Below are 17,307 nucleotides of genomic sequence, written 5' to 3'. Positions count from 1 at the left end.
TGACGCCGAGTGCGTCGGCGTGCCGGTTTGCCGCTTCGCCATGCCACTTGTCGCCCCCCTGACGCGGGGCTCCGACGTGTCAGGCCTCTTGACGAGGTGCCGGCCGGCCGGTCCGCAGAGGCGCCACGCGCCCGACGGTCAACTCGGCCGGGTGGTAGGGGACGTACGCCGCCCCGTCCAGGCCGAGACCGAGGGCCGCCTTCTGCAGGGCGGCCGGCTGAGTGGCCCCGCCCCAGTGGCCGGTGGTCACGCGCCGCTCGACCGCGTGCAGGGCGGCGACCGTCTCGGCCGTGGTGAACGCGCAGTGGCCCTGCCGTTCGACGTATGCCTGCCGCAGCAGCGAGCCGTCGCCGGACGCCCGTACGCGGTCGGCGAACCGGTTCTCCTGCTCCACCGGTACGAGGTTGTCGGCGGTGGTGTGGATGTCGAGGAGCGGCACGCCGAGCCCCTGCCCGGCAGATGATGTGAGCTGCGCCGTGTGCACCGCCGCCGGGTCCGCGGTGATGTCGGCGCCGTGAGTGAGCACGCGCAGGTCGGCGTGGAGATCGAGCCCCGCGGCCCGGTACAGCGCGCGGACCTGCGGGGCGTGGACCGATTGCGCCAGCTGGGCGCCGTAGTCGATGCCCTGGTTCCAGGAGTTGTTGCCGCCCACGGACTGCTCGATGGCGTACCGGCCGCCTTCGACGAAGGACAGCAGGCCCTGGGCGAGCCACGCGTACTGCTGCTCCTCCTGCCCGGCCCAGTCGTCGGCGGCGGGACGGTCCTGGCCGGGGGCCCAGGTGGGGAGGTTGAGGAAGGCGGCGGCCAGGGCGACGCGGGCCCTGCCCTGCGCGGTGGCCTGGGCGGCGGTGACCGCAGCGGTGAGGCGGCCGGCGGTGGCTGCGGCCTCGGCCTGCGAGGCGAAGTTCACCAGCTTCAGGTCCTCGGCGGGCAGGAGCAGGCGGGCGATCGCGTACTCCGCGTCGAGCTGGTAGTTGTCCAGGTCGGTCGCACCGGCGACCAGGCCGCACAGGCCGAGCGCGCCGTCGACGCGGCCCGCGCCGTCCCGGGCGATCCGCGCGTTGACCAGGCCGCCCATTGACTGCCCGACGGAGTACGTGCGGCGGGGTTTGCCGATCTCAGCCTTGACGGCGTCGAGGGTGGCGAACTGGTCGCGCTCGGCGCTCTCCAGCGCCCACATGGACCCCTTCGGGTCGTACGAGGAACCGGCCAGCGCATAGCCCTCGGCGAGCAGTTCGGTGCGGGCGGCGGCCGAGGGCGCGTCCTGCGCGACGGTCGGGCCGAAGCCGTGGCTGAAGAGGAGCAGCGTGCCGTTCCAGTCGGCCGGGACGTCGGCGATCCAGGTGGCGCCGTCGGTGAGGGTGCCGGTCAGGTGCTGGGTGGTCGTCGTCTCCGCGTGGGCGGCGGGTGCGGTGACGGAGAGGACGACCGCCGCTCCGAGAGCGGCGGAGGTACGGGCCAGGCGGGTGCGTGCGGTCATGTGCTGGGGTTCCGATCTGCGGGCCGATGGGGAGCTCTGCGTACGGATGCTCAGTGCACTTGAACGCCACGGAATGTAGGGCGATTCTGTTACTGCCGTCAATGAATTGCACGACATCGGCTGAGGGTCGGCCTGAACGCGCCGATACGTGCCCCCTCATGAGTTCGACCGCGTCGAGAAGGACGGCGAGCCGTCGACGTGGACCCGGTTGTCTCCTGGATCGAGGCGGCGCGGGCGCACAACCCATCGGGTGTCTGGGATGTCCAACTCATGACCGAAGTTCCATGAGTTGCCGGACAAGGGGGAAAAAGATGCGAATACGACGATGGGGCATCGTGTCGGCCAGCGTGCTGATGGGCGGTGCGGTCCTGAGCGCGGCCGTGCCCGCCGCTGCCGTGGGCACGGCCGCCGGCGCCACGGCGTCCGTCACCGCCTGCCCGACCGGCTGGGGCAGTCTGCCTGAGTCCGCGTCGGCGACGGCGTACGGCGACTCGCTGACCGATATCCGTTCCGGCACCCACGAGTGCTACGACCGCCTGGTGTTCGACGTTCCCGGCGGGGGAACGTCGGTCGGCTACCAGGTGAGTTACGTCAGCAAACTGATCCAGGACGCGTCGGGCGACACGATCCCTGTCTCCGGCGGGGCGATCCTGGAGATCAGGCTGTCCGTTCCGTCCTACGACCCGAACACCGGGACGCCGACGTACCCGGGCGTGTCCGGTCAGCCGTTGCCGGGCATCACCCTGACCGGATACCCGACCTTCCGGGACACCCGGTTCGGATCGAGCTTCGAGGGCGTGACGCAGGTGGGCCTCGGTATAAGGGCCAGGCTGCCGTTCCGGGTGCTGCAGCTCTCCGACCGGGTCGTGGTCGACGTGGCACACACCTGGTGACGGAAGGCGGTGACGGGGGCGACCGGCGTCAGTGCGGCGGCTCGTCCGCGAGCGCGGCGCGGCAGCGGTTGAGGTAGTCCTCCAGGCTGACGCGTTCGCGCTCGCTGAGGGCGCCCAGCATCCGTTCCTCCAGGGCGCCCATGCTCTCGTCGTACGTGGTCAGGAGCTGATGCCCGTCGTCGGTGAGGCTGATCAGCAGCACCCGGCGGTTGTCCGGGTCGCGGCGGCGGGTGATCAGGCCGCGGCGCTCCAGTGTGGTGACCATGTCGGCCATGGACTGGGCGGTGACGAAGGAGTTGCGGGCCAGCTGCGCCGAGCTGAGCCCGTCCCGGCGGCGCAGTACCGTGAGAGCTGTGTACTGCAGGGCCGTGATACCGACCGGCTTGAGCAGCTCGTCCATGTGGGCGCGGGCGGCGAGCTCGACCTGCTTGACGGCGTACATCAACGACGGGTGCGGGGTCGTCCTCGCGGTGCGCGTCGCCACGCGTGGCCTCCGTTGTTCGACATTCAGACTTCCTGATTATGCCCACCCTCTTGCCATCGTGGCCATGGGGCGTAATCATCAGGAAACCTGTTGGTCGCAGTGGCGCGGCCGACATCAGCGCGGTGCGTGTGCCAACGTCGCACCGGGAAGGCGAGCGGGCCATGAGCGTCAGTCGGCCGCACCTCGAGCCTGGCAGGCTCTTCATCGACGGCGAGTGGCGAGAGGCCGGGGCCAAGGGCGTCCGGGACATCACCGACCCCTCCACCGGCAAGGTCGTCACCACGGTCGCCGAGGCGGACGCCTCCGATGTGGACGCGGCGGTCGCGGCCGCCCGCAAGGCCTTCGACGAGGGCCCCTGGTCGCAGACGCCCGGCCGTGAGCGGGCCCGGATCCTGCACCGGGCCGCCGACCTGATCCGCAAGCGCGCGGACGAACTGGTCGCGGTGGAGAGCGTCAACGTCGGCAAGCCCGTGTCCCTGGCCCGCGCCGTGGACGTGTCCACCGCCGCCGAGGAGTACGAGTACTACTCGGCGATGGCGCAGAGCGTCGACGGGTCCAGCCGGCAGATCCCGATCCCCTCGCACGCCTACACCCGCCGCGAGCCGCTCGGCGTCGTCGCCGCCATCACGCCCTTCAACTTCCCGCTCATCCTGAGCAGCTCCAAGCTCGCCCCGGCGCTCGCGGCCGGCAACACCGTGGTCCACAAGCCCGCCGAGGAGACCCCGCTCAGCGCCCTGCTGATGGCCGAGATCCTCGCCGAGGCCGGAGTCCCCGACGGCGTGCTCAACGTGGTCACCGGCGGCGGCGCGGTGGTCGGCGAGGCGCTGCTGACCCACCCCGGGGTCGACAAGATCGCCTTCACCGGCTCCACCGCGATCGGCCGGCACGCCGCCGCCACGGCGGGCGCGGCGCTGAAGCCCGTCACGATGGAACTGGGCGGCAACGCGGCCAACATCGTCTTCGAGGACGCCGACCTGGAGAAGGCGATCGGCGCCATCATCAAGGGCTTCGTCTTCAACACCGGCCAGTTCTGCATGGGCGGCCCCCGTCTGCTGGTCCACAGCTCCCTGCACGACACCGTCCTCGGGATCCTGGAGGGCGCGGTGCCCGGCGTCCCGCTCGGCGACCCCTTCGACCCGGCGACCGTCATCGGCCCGATGGCCGGCCTGCGGCACCTGGAGAAGGTCGAGGAGTACGTGGCCATCGCCAAGGCGGAGGGCGGCAGGATCGTCACCGGCGGCGAGCGGCTGGAGCTCGACGGCGGCTACTACTACAAGCCCACCGTCATCGCGGGGCTCGGCAACGACTCCCGCGCCGTCCAGGAGGAGATCTTCGGCCCCGTCCTCACCGTCCAGCCCTTCGACACCGAGGACGAGGCGATCGCGCTGGCCAACAGCACCCCGTACGGCCTCGCCTCCGGCCTGCAGACCCGGGACCTCGCCCGCGCCCACCGCGTCGCCGCCCGCCTCCAGGCCGGCATCGTCTGGGTCAACGACTGGGCGATGCTCGACCCGGCCATCCCCTTCGGCGGCGTCAAGAACTCCGGCTTCGGCCGCGAGTACGGCCCCGAGGCGCTGGAGTCGTACACCAAGGTCAAGTCCGTCGTCATCTCCCTGGCCTGACGCGGCCCTCGCGGGCGTTCCGGGCGGGGCCACGAGTGCCCGGCATACCCGCCGGAACCGTTCAAACCGCCCGGCGCCCGCCCCGCCTTCCCCCCGGCCGTACCGCCATCCCTCCGCAGGAGCTCGCATGTCTGTCACCACTGCCGCCGCCGTCGTCGAGTCGGCCGGCGCCGGGTTCACCCTGACCGAGGTCGAACTTGCCGACCCCCGCCCGGACGAGGTGGTCGTACGCATCGTCGCCGCAGGCGTCTGTCACACCGACCTCGGCGTCGCCGGCGGCCACCTCCCCTTCCCGCTGCCCGGGGTCCTCGGCCACGAGGGCGCGGGCGTGGTCGAGGCCGTCGGCTCCGCCGTCACCCGGGTCCAGCCCGGGGACCAGGTGCTGCTGTCCTTCACCTCCTGCGGCAAGTGCGCCAACTGCCGCGACGGCCACCCCGCCTACTGCGCCACCTGGCTGCCGCTCAACCTCATCGGCGGCACCCGCGCGGACGGCTCCGCCACGCTCAGCCGGGACGGCGAGAACCTCGGCGGGCACTTCTTCGGGCAGTCCTCCTTCGCCCGGCACGCCCTCGTGGACGAGCGCAGCCTGGTCAAGGTCCCCGCCGACGCCCCGCTCGAGCTGCTCGCCCCGCTGGGCTGCGGTGTCCAGACCGGCGTCGGCGCCGTCTGGAACGTCCTGGAGCCCCGCCCCGGCGACGCCATCGTCGTCACCGGCGCCGGAGCGGTCGGCCTGTCCGCCGTCATGGCCGCCCGTCTCACCCCGGCCACCCGCATCATCGCGGTCGACCGCGTCCCCGAGCGGCTCGCCCTCGCCCGTGAGCTCGGCGCCACCCACACCGTCGACACCACCGACACCGATCTCGCCGAGGCCATCGCCGACATCACCGGCGGCGCCGGCGCCAACGGCGTCGTCGAGACCACCGGCAACACCGGCGTCCTCGCCGCCGCCGTCGGCACCCTCGCCGCCCGTGGCACGGCCGTGATCGTCGGCGCCCCCGCCTTCGGCACCACCGTCCCCATCGACGTCAACTTCATGATCCCCGGCCGCAAGGTCGTCGGCCTCACCCTCGGTGACAGCGAGACCGAATCCCTCATCCCGGTGCTGGTCGACCTCGTCGCGTCCGGACGGCTGCCGGTCGACCGGCTCGTCAAGCACTACAAGTTCGAGGAGATCGGCCAGGCCGTCGCCGACGTCGTGTCGGGCGCCACCATCAAGCCGGTGCTCCGCTTCTGACCGGAGCACCGGAGCACCGGAGCACCGGAGCACCGGAGCACCGGAGCACCGGAGCGCGGTGGTCGTCAACGCGGCTGCAGGACGCCCCAGACGCCGGCGTGGTCCGAAGGCCACAGCCCCGACGGCGTGCGGTCGCCGGGCCGGGCCCCGACCCGGCCGGCGGCCAGGGCGGTGAGGCCACCGCGGAAGAGCAGGTAGTCGATGCGCTGGCGCAGGGTGGAGGCGGTGTTGTGCAGGGAGGCATCCTGACAGCACGTGAAACCGGGGTTGCCGCGGTGCCGGGCGGTCCACGCGTCGGTGAACCCGGCGGCCAGCAGGTCGCCGTAGGTGCGCGTGTCGGTCCTGCCCGGCTCCGCGCCCACGCCCCCGGCGGCGGAGTTGAGGTCGCCGACGAGCACGCTGGGCAGCCGCGTGTTCAGCGGGCCGTCGAGCAGTTCCCTGGCCTGCAGCACCTGGACGGCGGGGCTCAGGGTCTCCAGGTGCGTGCTCACTACGCGGGTGGTGCGGCCGCGTACGGTGGCGTCCACCGCGACCCAGCCGTGCGGGACGACGACGGTGCCGAGCACCGGACTGGTGAGCGTCACCCGCGCGGCGAAGCTCCCGGAGCGCGGCGCGCCGACGGAGAAGTACGCCCGGGGCAGATCCGTACGGGCCAGGAGGACGTCCCGGTCGGTGAGACGCACGTCCTGCAGACCGGACGGGGTGGCTCGCGGGGCCTCGTAGTCGCCGTCGGTGACCGAGGCCACCACCGCGTAGTGCCTGCCCCGGGCGGCCAGCGCACGCAGCAGGATGTCCACGAAGTCGTACTCCACATGGGTGGCGGCGCCCGGTCCCGACGGCGTCTGGCTGCGCCACAGCGCGGCCTCCTGGAGCCCCACCAGCTGCGGGTCCTTTCCTGCGATCTCGCCCGCCAGCGCCAGGGCGCGCTCGGGGAAGTCGGTGTCCTGGACGTTCTTGTACGCAGCCGTCACCGCCTGGACGAGTTCCGTGCCGCTCGTGGCCCTGAACACCGGTGTCAGATCGGCGCCGAAAGAGAGGTTGCGGGTCATCACCTTCAGCGGGGCGGCGGCGGGGCCGTCAGCGACCGCCGGCAGCGCGCCGGGCGCCGCCAGCAGGGCGGTGGCCAGGGCGGACGAGAAGACGGCCCTGGCCCTTCCGTGCCGTCGCCGGCGGCGGGGCGGAGCCGGAAGCTCTGCGGCGGTGGGGGTCTCGGGCATGGCGGTGCGGCCCCTTCGGCTCGGCGAGGACTGAGGGCGGGCGGAGGCCCGTCAGGCGTCAACCTAGGAGGAGCGGCCGGGCTCGGCGACCGGGCGGGGGCCAGGGTGCTGACGTGCCCTTCACGGGAGTCAGCCGCTTGCGGACGCCGGCCGCCAGCCCAGGGTGCGGGAGATGCCCCGCGCGGCGACGCGGACGGCGGGGACCAGGGCCTGGGTCTGGGCGCCGAGCACCGGGACGACGACCGAGACGGCGGCCATCACATCGCCGCGCGGCCCCCGTACGGGTGCGGCCACCGACAGGGCGTCGTCGGTGATCTGGCGGTCGCTGACCGCGCACCCGGTGCGCCGGACGTCCGCGAGCATCCGCCGCAGCCGTTCCGGGTCGGTCACGGTGAAGGGCGTGAAGGCGGTCAGGGTCTGCCCGCAGACCTGCTCCTGCAGGGCCGGGCTGCCGTGGGCGAGCAGGGCCAGCCCGACGCCGGTGGCGTGCAGCGGCCAGCGGGCCCCGACCTGGCTGCGGACGCCCACCGCCGAGCGCCCGGAGAGCCGTTCGATGTAGACGACCTCCAGGCCGTCGCGCACCGCGAGGTGGACGTTCTCGTGGGTGGCCTCGTACAGGTCCTCCAGGAACGGCATCGCGGCTTGCCGCAGCCCGATCCCGCGCGGGGCGAGCGCGGCGAGCTCGTACAGCCGCAGGCCGACGTGGTAGCCGCCGGAGTCGTCGCGCTCCAGGGCGCCCCAGGCGGTCAGGGTGGCGACGAGGCGGTGGGCGGTGGTGAGGGCCAGGTCGGCGCGGTGGGCGATCTCGGTGAGGGAGAGCGTGGGATGCCGGTGGTCGAAGGCGTCGAGTACGGCGAGCAGCCGGTCGGCGGCCGTGCGTACCGTCACGGCTCAGCCCTGGTCGGCGTCGGCCACCCGCTGGAGCAGCGCGTGGAGCGCGTCCCGGTCGGCGGCGTCGAGGGGCGCGAGGAGTTCGTCGGTGACGCGGCGGCCGGCCTTGTCGGTGTCGCGGAGCACGTCGCGGCCCCGGTCGGTGAGGACGACGATCCGGCTGCGGCGGTCGCCGGGGGAGGGGCGGCGCTCGACCAGGCCGAGGCCCTGGAGGTCGTCGACGAGGCTGACGATGGCGCTGGGGTCGTAGCCGAGCCGGGTGCTGAGCTCGCGCTGGAGCGCGCCCTCGACGGTGGCGAGGTAGCGCAGCAGCGCGTAGTGCCGCAGCCGGAGGCCGTACTCCTCAAGGCTGATGTTGAACAGGCGGCCGGACTGGAGTCCGAGCCGGTAGAGGAGATAGCCGGTGTCGGCGTGCAGACCGCGCATCCAGGGCGCGTCCACCTCGGTGTCAGCGATCGTGTGCTCCAGAGTCAGAGTCGGCGTCAGGTTCGGGTCAGATTCGGTGCTGTCTGCCCAAGCATGAGGCATGCCGAGGTCTCGGACAACTATTGACGACAACAATGATTGGTCTTAGCTTCTATTTCAGTCACCCTTCTTCGCCCCCTCTTCACCCCCTCCCGAAGGGACACAAAGTCGTGTCGAACGCCCCCATCGACCTCACCGGCAAGGTGGCCGTCGTCACCGGCAGCGGCCGCGGCCTCGGCCTCGCCTACGCCACCGCGCTGGCGAAGGCCGGCGCCGCCGTGGTCGTCAACGACCTCGACGAGGCCGTGGCCGAGCAGGCCGCCAAGACCATCAACGAGGCGGGCGGCCGCGCGGTCGCCGAGGCCGTCGCCGTGGGCACCACCGAGGCCGCCGAGCGCCTGGTCAACCGCGCCGTGGAGGCCTTCGGCCGGCTGGACATCCTGGTCACCAACGCCGGCATCCTGCGCGACAAGGTGCTGTGGAAGATGACCGACGAGGACTTCGACGCCGTCATCGGCGTCCACCTCAAGGGCACTTTCACGCTCGCCCGGGCCGCCGCCGTGCGGCTGCGCGAGCAGGGCGAAGGCGGCAGCCTGATCCTCGTGGGCTCCCCGGCCGGCCAGCGCGGCAACTTCGGCCAGACCAACTACGCCGCGGCCAAGGCGGGCATCGCGGCGATGACCCGCACGTGGTCCATGGAACTGGGCCGCGCGGGCATCACGGTCAACGCCATCGTGCCCGTCGCCGCCACCGCCATGACCGAGACCATCCCGGCCTTCGCCCCCTACATCGAGGCGCTGAACCGGGGCGAGTCCTTCCCCGACTTCCTCCGCAAGGGCGAGGGCTTCGGCACCCCCGAGGACTGCGCGGCGCTCATCCCCTTCCTCGCCTCCGACGCCGCCCGCGACGTCACCGGCCAGTGCATCGGCATCGGCGGTGACAAGCTCGCCCTGTGGTCGCACCCCCAGGAGGCCTCGGTGGCGTACGCCGACGGCGGCTGGACCCCCGAGACGATCGCCTCCACCTGGCACACCTCGGTCGGCCGCGAGCCGCAGTCCGTCGGCATCCCGGCGCCCAAGTTCCCGGAGGCCTGATCCGTATGACCGCCTCGCCGGCCATCAATGTCGATGAGCTCGTCGCGATCGACGTCCACACCCACGCCGAGGTGTCCTCCAAGGGCCACTCATCCCTGGACGACGACCTGCACGACGCCTCCAGCGCCTATTTCAAGGTCGAGGGCAAGCGCAAGCCCACCCTGGAGGAGACGGCCGCGTACTACCGCGAGCGGAAGATGGCCGCCGTCATCTTCACCGTGGACGCCGAGTCCGCCACCGGCACCGCGCCCGTCCCCAACGAGGAGGTCGCCGAGGCCGCCGCCGCCAACGCCGACGTCCTCATCCCCTTCGCCTCCATCGACCCCTTCCGGGGCCGGGCCGGGGTCAAGCAGGCCCGCCGCCTGGTGGAGGAGTACGGAGTCAAGGGCTTCAAGTTCCACCCCAGCATCCAGGGCTTCTTCCCCAACGACCGTGCGGTGGCATACGAGTTGTACGAGGTCATCGAGGAGACCGGCTGCATCGCGCTGTTCCACACCGGCCAGACCGGCATCGGCGCGGGCGTCCCGGGCGGCGGCGGCATCCGGCTGAAGTACAGCAACCCGCTGCACATCGACGACGTCTCCGCCGACTTCCCGCATATGAAGATCATCCTGGCGCACCCCTCCTTCCCCTGGCAGGACGAGGCGCTGGCGGTGGCCACCCACAAGCCGGGCGTCCACATCGACCTGTCCGGCTGGTCGCCCAAGTACTTCCCGCCGCAGCTGGTGCAGTACGCGAACACGCTGCTCAAGGACAAGGTCCTCTTCGGCTCCGACTACCCCGTCCTCACCCCCGACCGCTGGCTCGCCGACTTCGACAAGCTGCCGATCAAGGACGAGGTCAAGCCGAAGATCCTCAAGGAGAACGCCGCCCGCCTGCTCGGACTCACGAAGGCATAGGGGGCCCCGCTCATGCGCAACGAGGGACTGGGGTCGTGGCCCGCACGCCGGGCCCGCAAGACCCCGCACCGCACGGCCCTGGTCCACCGGTCCACGGCCGTCACCTACGCCGAGCTCCACGCCCGCGTCAACCGGCTCGCGCACTCCCTGCGCGCCGCCGGCATCCGGCGCGGCGACCGGGTCGCCTACCTCGGCCCCAATCACCCCACCTACCTGGAGACGCTCTTCGCCTCCGGTGTCCTCGGGGCCGTCTTCGTCCCCCTGAACACCCGCCTGGCCGGTCCCGAGATCGCCTACCAGCTCAAGGACTCCGGAGCGAAGGCGCTGATCCGCTCCTCCTCGCACGACGCCCTGGTGGACGAACTGCGGGGCACGACCGACATACGGGTGCACGTCACCGTCGGCCCGGAGTACGAGAACCTGCTCGCGGCCGCCTCCGAGGAGCCGATCGACGAGCCGGTCACGCTCGACGACGTCTGCATCATCATGTACACCTCCGGGACCACCGGCCGCCCCAAGGGCGCGATGCTCACCCACGGCAACCTCACCTGGAACGCCTTCAACGTCCTGGTCGACCAGGACCTGATCGCCGACGAGGTCGCCCTGGTCTCCGCGCCGCTGTTCCACACGGCCGGGCTCAACATGCTGACGCTCCCCGTGCTGCTCAAGGGCGGCACCTGCGTGCTCGTCGAGGCCTTCGACCCCGCCGGGTCCTTCGACCTCATCGCGCGGCACCGGATCACCTTCATGTTCGGCGTCCCCGCGATGTTCGACCAGATGGCCCGCCAGCCCGGCTGGGCGGACGCCGACCTGTCGAGCCTGCGCATGCTGTCCTGCGGCGGATCCCCGGTGCCGACCCCGCTGATCGAGACGTACCAGGCCCGGGGCCTGACCTTCCTTCAGGGCTACGGCATGACCGAGGCCTCGCCGGGCGTCCTCTTCCTGGACGCCGAGCACGCGGTGAGCAAGGCCGGCTCGGCCGGGGTGCCGCACTTCTTCAGCGACGTACGCGTCGTGCGCCCCGACCTCACCGCGGTCGCGCCCGGCGAGGCCGGCGAGATCCTGGTGCGCGGGCCGCACGTCATGCCGGGCTACTGGGGGCTGCCGGACGAGAGCGCGGCGGTCTTCGCGGACGGCTGGTTCCGTACCGGGGACGCCGCCCGGACCGACGAGGACGGGTACGTCACCATCGTCGACCGCCTGAAGGACATGATCATCTCGGGCGGCGAGAACGTCTACCCCGCCGAGGTCGAGGACATCCTGCTCGCCCACCCCGACATCGTCGAGGCCGCCGTCATCGGCGTCCCCGACGACAAGTGGGGCGAGGTCGGCCGCGCGGTCGTGGTCCCCCGCGAGGGCGCAGAGCTCGACCCGGACGAGGTGCTGGCCTCGCTGGCCGGGCGGCTCGCCAAGTACAAGATCCCCAAGTCCGTCGTGGTGGTGGACACCCTGCCCCGCACCGCCTCCGGGAAGCTGCTCAAAGCCCGGGTGCGCAAGCTGCACGGCGCCTCCTGACATCCCGTACACCGCAACACAACTGGAGTGGAACCTCATGGGCATTACCGTCAACGGCCTGGACGAGCTGAAGAAGCTGGCCGGCAGCGACCTGGGCACCAGCGGCTGGATCGAGATCACCCAGGAGCGGATCAACACCTTCGCCGACGCCACCGGTGACCACCAGTGGATCCACGTGGACCCCGAGAAGGCCAAGGACGGCCCCTTCGGCGCGCCCATCGCCCACGGTTATCTGACGCTGTCGCTGTTCATCCCCCTCTTCACCGAGCTGCTGGACGTCGAGGGCGTCACCACCAAGGTCAACTACGGCCTGAACAAGGTGCGCTTCCCCTCGCCCGTGAAGGTCGGCGCCCGCATCCGGCTGGTGGCCAAGCTCGCCGAGGTCGAGGAAGTGCCGGGCGGGGTCCAGGTCACCGTCGACGGCGCCATCGAGATCGAGGGCGGCGCCAAGCCGGCCGCCGTGCTGCAGAGCGTCTCGCGCTTCTACGCGTAGTCCGCGCGCCGGCCCCTGACCGCCGCGCTCAGCTCTCCCGGGGCCCGGCGGTCAGGTATGCCACGACCATGTCGGCGAGCATCCGCCGGTAGTGCTCGCGCGTCCCGGCGGCGATCAGGTCGCGGCCGAACAGGGTCCCGAAGGTGTGCCGGTTGGCGACCCGGAAGAAGCAGAACGAGCTGATCATCAGGTGGAGGTCCACGGCGTCCACGTCCGCCGTGAAGACGCCGTCCGCCCGGCCCGCCTCCAGGATCCGGCTGATGACGTCGATCGCCGGGGTGTTGAGCTTGCTGAGCGTGGGGGAGGCCGCCATGTGTGTGGCCTCGTGGATGTTCTCGATGCTGACCAGCCTGATGAAGTCCGGGTGCGCCTCGTGGTGGTCGAAGGTCAGCTCGGCCAGCCGGCGGATCGCGGCGACCGGGTCCAGATGCTCGACGTCGAGCTGCTGCTCCTGGCGGCGGATCTCGGCGTAGGCCCGCTCCAGCACCGCCGTGAAGAGCTGCTCCTTGCCGCCGAAGTAGTAGTAGATCATCCGCTTGGTGGTGCGGGTGCGGGCCGCGATCTCGTCCACCCGCGCTCCCGCGTAACCCTGCCGGGCGAATTCCTCGGTCGCGGCGTCGAGGATCTCGGTCTGCGTCCGTGCCGCGTCGCGCATGCGTCCGGCGGGGCGCGTCGGCGGGGGGACGGCTGACATGCGGCTCCTCGGGTGCGGCTGTTGTGTACGGTCCAGTTTAGGGTGGCGGCGGAGGCTCTCGGCAATCGGGGCTTCACAGAGCGCACTCCGATGGCGTATGACTAACGGACCAGTTCGTACATTACGTGGATGTGAACGATGCCGAACAAGCCTGTGCTCGTCCTCAACGGCCCCAACCTCAACCTGCTGGGTCAGCGCCAGCCCGAGATCTACGGCTCCGACACCCTCGCCGACGTCGAGAAACTCGTCGCCGACGCCGCCGCGCGGCACGGCTTCACCGTGGACTGCCGGCAGAGCAACCACGAGGGGCAGCTCATCGACTGGATCCACGAGGCCCGGCTGAGCCACTGCGCCGTCGTCATCAACCCCGGCGGCTACACCCACACCTCCGTCGCGCTGCGCGACGCGCTCGCCGCCTGCGACGGACTGGCCGTCCTGGAGATCCACATCTCCAACGTCCACAAGCGCGAGGAGTTCCGGCACCACTCCTACGTCTCCGGGGTCGCCGACGGCGTCATCGCAGGCTGCGGGATCCAGGGCTATGCCTTCGCGGTGGACCGCGCGTGCACGCTCGTGAAGGAGCGCGGCTGAGCGACGCGTAATGCGGCGTTTACCGGTTCTGTCAGAAGTATTGACGCGAACATGACCCACGCTTACTTTCTGACCGAAGTTCCGAACTTGGTTCGAGATTTCGGACAGGAGCCGCTTTTCATGGTCCGTTCCCGCAGCACCCGCACCCGCCTCTGGCTGCTCGTCGCCATTGCCCTGCTCACCGCGCTGGTCGCCGCCACCGCACAGCCCGCGACCGCCGCCGACGGCCGGCCGTACACCAACCCCGTCAAGTCGGTGAAGGGCGCCGACCCGTGGCTGGAGTACTACGAGGGCAACTACTACCTCGTCACCACGACCTTCACCGGCATCCTCGCCATCCGTAAGTCCCCCACCCTGGCCGGGCTGTCCACCGCCCCCAGCGTGCAGGTCTGGTCCGACACCACCTCCACCCGCAACACCAACATCTGGGCCCCGGAGCTCCACTTCCTCAACGGGCACTGGTACCTCTACTACTCCGCCGGCGCGAGCGGCGTCGCCTGCTGCGACTCCCAGCGCACCCACGTCCTGGAGAGCGCCGGCACCGATCCGCTGGGCCCGTACACGTACAAGAACAGCCTCACCGGCTCCAACCTCACCCCCAGCGGCTGGCTCATCGACGCCAGCGTCCTCCAGCTGAACGGGCAGCTCTACCTGCTGGGCAGCGGCTTCGTCAACGGCAGCGCCCAGAGCCTGGTCATCGCGCCCATGAGCAATCCGTACACGCTGAGCAGCACCACCTTCAGCGTCATCTCCTCGCCCACCTACAGCTGGGAGACCTCCGGCGCCCCGGTCAACGAGGGGCCGGTCGCACTCCAGCGGAACGGCACCACCTTCATCGTCTACTCCGCCAGCTACTGCCAGACCGCCGACTACAAGCTCGGCATGCTCACCTACACCGGCACCGATCCGCTCAGCGCCTCCTCCTGGACCAAGAAGTCCACCCCCGTCTTCGAGCGCAGCGACGCCAACGGCGTCTACGGCCCCGGCCACAACGGCTTCTTCACCTCGCCCGACGGCACCGAGAGCTGGATCGTCTACCACGCCAACAGCTCCTCCTCCGGCGGCTGCGGCAACGGCCGCACCACCCGCGCCCAGAAGTTCACCTGGAACTCCGACGGCACCCCGAACCTCGGCACCCCCGTCGCCACCGGCACCTCCCTCGCCGGCCCCTCCGGCGAGACCGCGGCCACCCCGACCGCCTACACCATCACCAACCGCAACAGCGGCAAGTGCCTCGACGTCAGCGGCAGCTCGACCGCCGACGGAGCCGACGTCATCCAGTACACCTGCAACGGCGGCGCCAACCAGAAATGGCGCATCGAGGACCAGGCCAACGACACCAGCCGCCTCGTCAACGTCGCCACCGGCAAGGTCCTGGACACCGCGAACTGCGGCACCGCCGACGGCACCAACCTCCAGCAGTGGTCCTGGCTCAACAACAACTGCCAGAAATTCCGGCTCATCTACACCGCCACCGGCGGCTGGGTCCGCATCGTCAACGAGAACAGCGGCAAGGTCGCCGACGTCGCGAACTGCGGCACCGCCGACGGCACCGACGTACGCCAGTGGTCCTGGCTGAGCAACGCCTGCCAGCAGTGGCAGCTCACCCCGGTCGCCTGACTCCACCCTGACCGCCGGGGGCTGCGCCCCCGGGCCCCCGAACGCCCTTCGGGCGTGTCCTCAAGCGCCGGACGGGCTGGGTCGGCCGGTGTGCGCCTGCTGTTGTCGTGGGGTCGGGGCCGCCTGCCGGGACTGCGTCCTCAGCGCTCGCGACTTGGGTCGGCCTGGTTGGTGCCCGGGATCCTCGCTCGTCGCTTCCGGGCGCATCCCTCCACCGTCCCCTTCGGCCGGTTGGCGGCCACCGGCCGGTGAGGGTACGGGTCCTCAGGCCCGGACGGGCTGAGGATGCCCTTCCGGCCGGGCGGGGGCGGTGGAGGGGTTCTCCCGCAGGCGACGAGCGAGGGCCCCGGGCAAGGACAAGGCCGACCAGAGTCGCGAGCGCCGAGGAGAGAGACCCCGGCAGGCGCCCCCGACCCCACGGCCAACCCAGCCCGTCCGGCGATTGAGGACGGAACCACCAACCCCGACCGGGGGCACCCAAACCGCACCGGCGCAGGCGGCACCGTCCGCGACGCCCGTCCGGCGATTGAGGACGGAACCAGCAGCCCCGACCGACGGCACCGCAAGAACGCCGGGCACTCGGTCCGCTCACGTACCGACGGCGAACCGCTCCCCGGCATGCCGGGCCACCTCGACCTCATCCACCACCGCGACCGCGAAGTCCTCCGCCGTGATGAAGCTCGCGCCGTCCGCCCCCACGACGAGGTCGTCCAGCGCGGTGCGGTACGCACCCGTCCGCTCACCCGGCTCGACGGCGGCGGCGGGGCTGACGACGGTCCACCCAACGTCCCGCACCGTGCGGTAGTAGTCGAGCGCGTCGCCGTGAGCGTGCATCATCTGCAGCACGAACTCCGGCAGTCCGGGGGAGTCCCACACCCGCTTGCCGTCCGGCATGCGCAGCGAGCCCGCGCCGCCAACGGCGATAAGGCGCGGCGCCGCGCTGCCCAGCGAGCGCAGCGCCCGTACCAGGGAGCGCGCGGCGGGCTCGATCGTGGCGAGGTGGCCGGGGCCGTCGCCGCCGCCGACCGCGCTGAGGAGTACGTCATGGCCTCGGGCGGCGGCCGCGACCGACCCGGGGTCGAGGACGTCACCGGCGACGACGGCCAGGTTGGCGTGCGGGCCGGCGATGAGCTTGCCGGGGTCGCGGACGACGGCGGTGACGCGGTGGCCGCGGTCCAGCGCCTCGCGCAGAACGCGGCTGCCGATGGTGCCGTTGGCACCGAACAGGGCGATCTCGGCCATGGGGCCCATCCGACACGACCGTGCCGGGCCGCGCCACGCGAGCGCCCCCGGACGGGGCGCCGTACGAACCGGTGCGGAACCGGTACGCTCCGGCCATGCCCACAGCTCTCGTCACCGGCGCGACTGCCGGAATCGGCGCGGCGTTCGCGCGCAGGCTCGCCGCCGACGGCTTCGACCTCGTCCTGCTGGCCCGTGACGCCGCCCGGCTGGCGAAGGCCGCCGAGGAGTACCGCGCTGCGCACGGGGTGACCGTGGAGATCCTCCCGGCGGACCTCGCGACGGAGGAGGGGATCACCGCCGCCGAGATCCGGGCGGCGGAGGGCGTCGACCTGTTGGTGAACAACGCGGGGTTCGGCCAGCACGGCAAGTTCCTGGAGACGGCGCTGGCCGACGAGCTGGACATGCTCAAGGTGCACTGCGAGGCGGTGCTGCGGCTCACCCACGCCGCGCTGCCCGGCATGATCGAACGGGACCGGGGCGGGGTGATCAACGTCGCGTCGGTCGCCGCCTTCTTCTCGCGGGGCACGTACAGCGCGACCAAGATCTGGGTCGTCAACTTCAGCGAGAGCGTCCAGCAGGACATCGCGGGCCGAAGCGGGGGCGTCCACGTCATGGCCCTGTGCCCCGGCTGGGTGCACACCGAGTTCCACGAGCGCTCGAAGATGGACAAGGCCGCCGTGCCGGACTTCATGTGGCTCGACGCGGACACGCTGGTCGCCGCCGCGGTCCGGGACTTCCGGCGCGGCGTCGGGGTCAGCGTGCCCGACGTCAAGTACAAGGCGCTGGTGGGCCTGAGCAAGGCCATCCCGCGCGGGCTGTCCAACCGGATCTCGGCCCGCTCGGGACGGCGCTACAACCAGTAGGCGGGAACGC

General features: G+C 71.6%; 17 protein-coding genes. 10 read left to right on the top strand and 7 right to left on the bottom strand.

Annotated elements, in window-relative coordinates; translation table 11 throughout:
- Positions 1–79 precede the first annotated feature (79 nt).
- The gene (locus tag OG607_RS02240) at positions 80–1,480 is read right to left on the bottom strand and encodes an alpha/beta hydrolase (protein WP_405718007.1); all 1,401 of its coding nucleotides are present in this window, start codon (positions 1,478–1,480) and stop codon (positions 80–82) included.
- A 311-nt stretch (positions 1,481–1,791) separates the two neighbouring features.
- On the opposite strand from OG607_RS02240, the gene OG607_RS02235 reads away from it, so the two are divergent.
- Positions 1,792–2,373 (top strand): hypothetical protein, encoded by a 582-nt coding sequence (locus tag OG607_RS02235; RefSeq protein ID WP_405718004.1) that lies wholly within the window; start codon positions 1,792–1,794, stop codon positions 2,371–2,373.
- A 28-nt stretch (positions 2,374–2,401) separates the two neighbouring features.
- On the opposite strand, the gene OG607_RS02230 is transcribed toward OG607_RS02235, so the two are convergent.
- Positions 2,402–2,815: a MarR family winged helix-turn-helix transcriptional regulator gene (locus tag OG607_RS02230; RefSeq protein WP_405736485.1), complete on the bottom strand. Its 414-nt coding sequence runs from the start codon at positions 2,813–2,815 to the stop codon at positions 2,402–2,404.
- A 203-nt stretch (positions 2,816–3,018) separates the two neighbouring features.
- On the opposite strand from OG607_RS02230, the gene OG607_RS02225 reads away from it, so the two are divergent.
- Both OG607_RS02225 and OG607_RS02220 read left to right on the top strand, forming a co-directional pair.
- On the top strand, positions 3,019–4,479 hold the full coding sequence (locus OG607_RS02225; RefSeq protein WP_405718002.1) for an aldehyde dehydrogenase family protein: 1,461 nt from the start codon (positions 3,019–3,021) through the stop codon (positions 4,477–4,479).
- A gap of 127 nt (positions 4,480–4,606) precedes the next feature.
- Positions 4,607–5,713 (top strand): NAD(P)-dependent alcohol dehydrogenase, encoded by a 1,107-nt coding sequence (locus OG607_RS02220; protein WP_405717999.1) that lies wholly within the window; start codon positions 4,607–4,609, stop codon positions 5,711–5,713.
- Between the two features lie 65 nt (positions 5,714–5,778).
- Here OG607_RS02220 and OG607_RS02215 read toward each other — a convergent pair whose 3' ends face one another.
- The 3 genes from OG607_RS02215 to OG607_RS02205 all read right to left on the bottom strand — a co-directional run bounded on the left by OG607_RS02215 (position 5,779) and on the right by OG607_RS02205 (position 8,247).
- Positions 5,779–6,930, bottom strand: a complete 1,152-nt coding sequence (locus OG607_RS02215) for an endonuclease/exonuclease/phosphatase family protein (protein WP_405717997.1) — start codon at positions 6,928–6,930, stop codon at positions 5,779–5,781.
- 129 nt (positions 6,931–7,059) lie between these two features.
- The gene (locus tag OG607_RS02210) at positions 7,060–7,818 is read right to left on the bottom strand and encodes an IclR family transcriptional regulator (protein ID WP_405717995.1); all 759 of its coding nucleotides are present in this window, start codon (positions 7,816–7,818) and stop codon (positions 7,060–7,062) included.
- 3 nt (positions 7,819–7,821) lie between these two features.
- On the bottom strand, positions 7,822–8,247 hold the full coding sequence (locus OG607_RS02205; protein WP_405736483.1) for a MarR family winged helix-turn-helix transcriptional regulator: 426 nt from the start codon (positions 8,245–8,247) through the stop codon (positions 7,822–7,824).
- Between the two features lie 209 nt (positions 8,248–8,456).
- Here OG607_RS02205 and OG607_RS02200 point away from each other — a divergent pair, with 209 nt between their 5' ends.
- From OG607_RS02200 to OG607_RS02185, 4 genes are read left to right on the top strand one after another with little or no spacing between them, the layout of a single operon-like run.
- On the top strand, positions 8,457–9,380 hold the full coding sequence (locus OG607_RS02200; RefSeq protein ID WP_405717993.1) for an SDR family NAD(P)-dependent oxidoreductase: 924 nt from the start codon (positions 8,457–8,459) through the stop codon (positions 9,378–9,380).
- 5 nt (positions 9,381–9,385) lie between these two features.
- Positions 9,386–10,279 carry an amidohydrolase family protein gene (locus tag OG607_RS02195; protein WP_405717990.1) on the top strand — a complete coding sequence of 298 codons (894 nt, stop codon included), beginning with the start codon at positions 9,386–9,388 and terminating at the stop codon, positions 10,277–10,279.
- Between the two features lie 12 nt (positions 10,280–10,291).
- The gene (gene menE, locus OG607_RS02190; protein ID WP_405717988.1) at positions 10,292–11,794 is read left to right on the top strand and encodes an o-succinylbenzoate--CoA ligase; all 1,503 of its coding nucleotides are present in this window, start codon (positions 10,292–10,294) and stop codon (positions 11,792–11,794) included.
- A gap of 37 nt (positions 11,795–11,831) precedes the next feature.
- Complete coding sequence (locus tag OG607_RS02185; RefSeq protein ID WP_405717986.1) at positions 11,832–12,287, top strand: MaoC family dehydratase; 456 nt, start codon at positions 11,832–11,834, stop codon at positions 12,285–12,287.
- A gap of 28 nt (positions 12,288–12,315) precedes the next feature.
- Here the strand turns inward: OG607_RS02185 and OG607_RS02180 are convergent, their stop codons facing one another.
- Complete coding sequence (locus OG607_RS02180; protein ID WP_405717984.1) at positions 12,316–12,981, bottom strand: TetR/AcrR family transcriptional regulator; 666 nt, start codon at positions 12,979–12,981, stop codon at positions 12,316–12,318.
- A 138-nt stretch (positions 12,982–13,119) separates the two neighbouring features.
- On the opposite strand from OG607_RS02180, the gene aroQ reads away from it, so the two are divergent.
- Positions 13,120–13,572 (top strand): type II 3-dehydroquinate dehydratase, encoded by a 453-nt coding sequence (gene aroQ, locus OG607_RS02175; RefSeq protein ID WP_405717982.1) that lies wholly within the window; start codon positions 13,120–13,122, stop codon positions 13,570–13,572.
- Positions 13,573–13,692: 120 nt separating this feature from the next.
- Positions 13,693–15,192 (top strand): family 43 glycosylhydrolase, encoded by a 1,500-nt coding sequence (locus OG607_RS02170; protein ID WP_405717980.1) that lies wholly within the window; start codon positions 13,693–13,695, stop codon positions 15,190–15,192.
- Between the two features lie 588 nt (positions 15,193–15,780).
- Here the strand turns inward: OG607_RS02170 and OG607_RS02165 are convergent.
- Positions 15,781–16,434, bottom strand: a complete 654-nt coding sequence (locus OG607_RS02165; RefSeq protein ID WP_405717978.1) for an NAD(P)-dependent oxidoreductase — start codon at positions 16,432–16,434, stop codon at positions 15,781–15,783.
- Positions 16,435–16,529: 95 nt separating this feature from the next.
- Between OG607_RS02165 and OG607_RS02160 the strand changes: the two genes are divergently transcribed.
- Positions 16,530–17,297, top strand: coding sequence for an SDR family NAD(P)-dependent oxidoreductase (locus OG607_RS02160; protein ID WP_405717975.1), 768 nt, complete (start codon positions 16,530–16,532; stop codon positions 17,295–17,297).
- Positions 17,298–17,307: the final 10 nt, after the last annotated feature.

This window comes from Streptomyces sp. NBC_01537 (genome assembly GCF_045040445.1).
In the GTDB taxonomy this organism is placed as follows: Bacteria; Actinomycetota; Actinomycetes; order Streptomycetales; family Streptomycetaceae; genus Actinacidiphila.
This window is presented reverse-complemented; position numbering and strand designations above follow the sequence as displayed.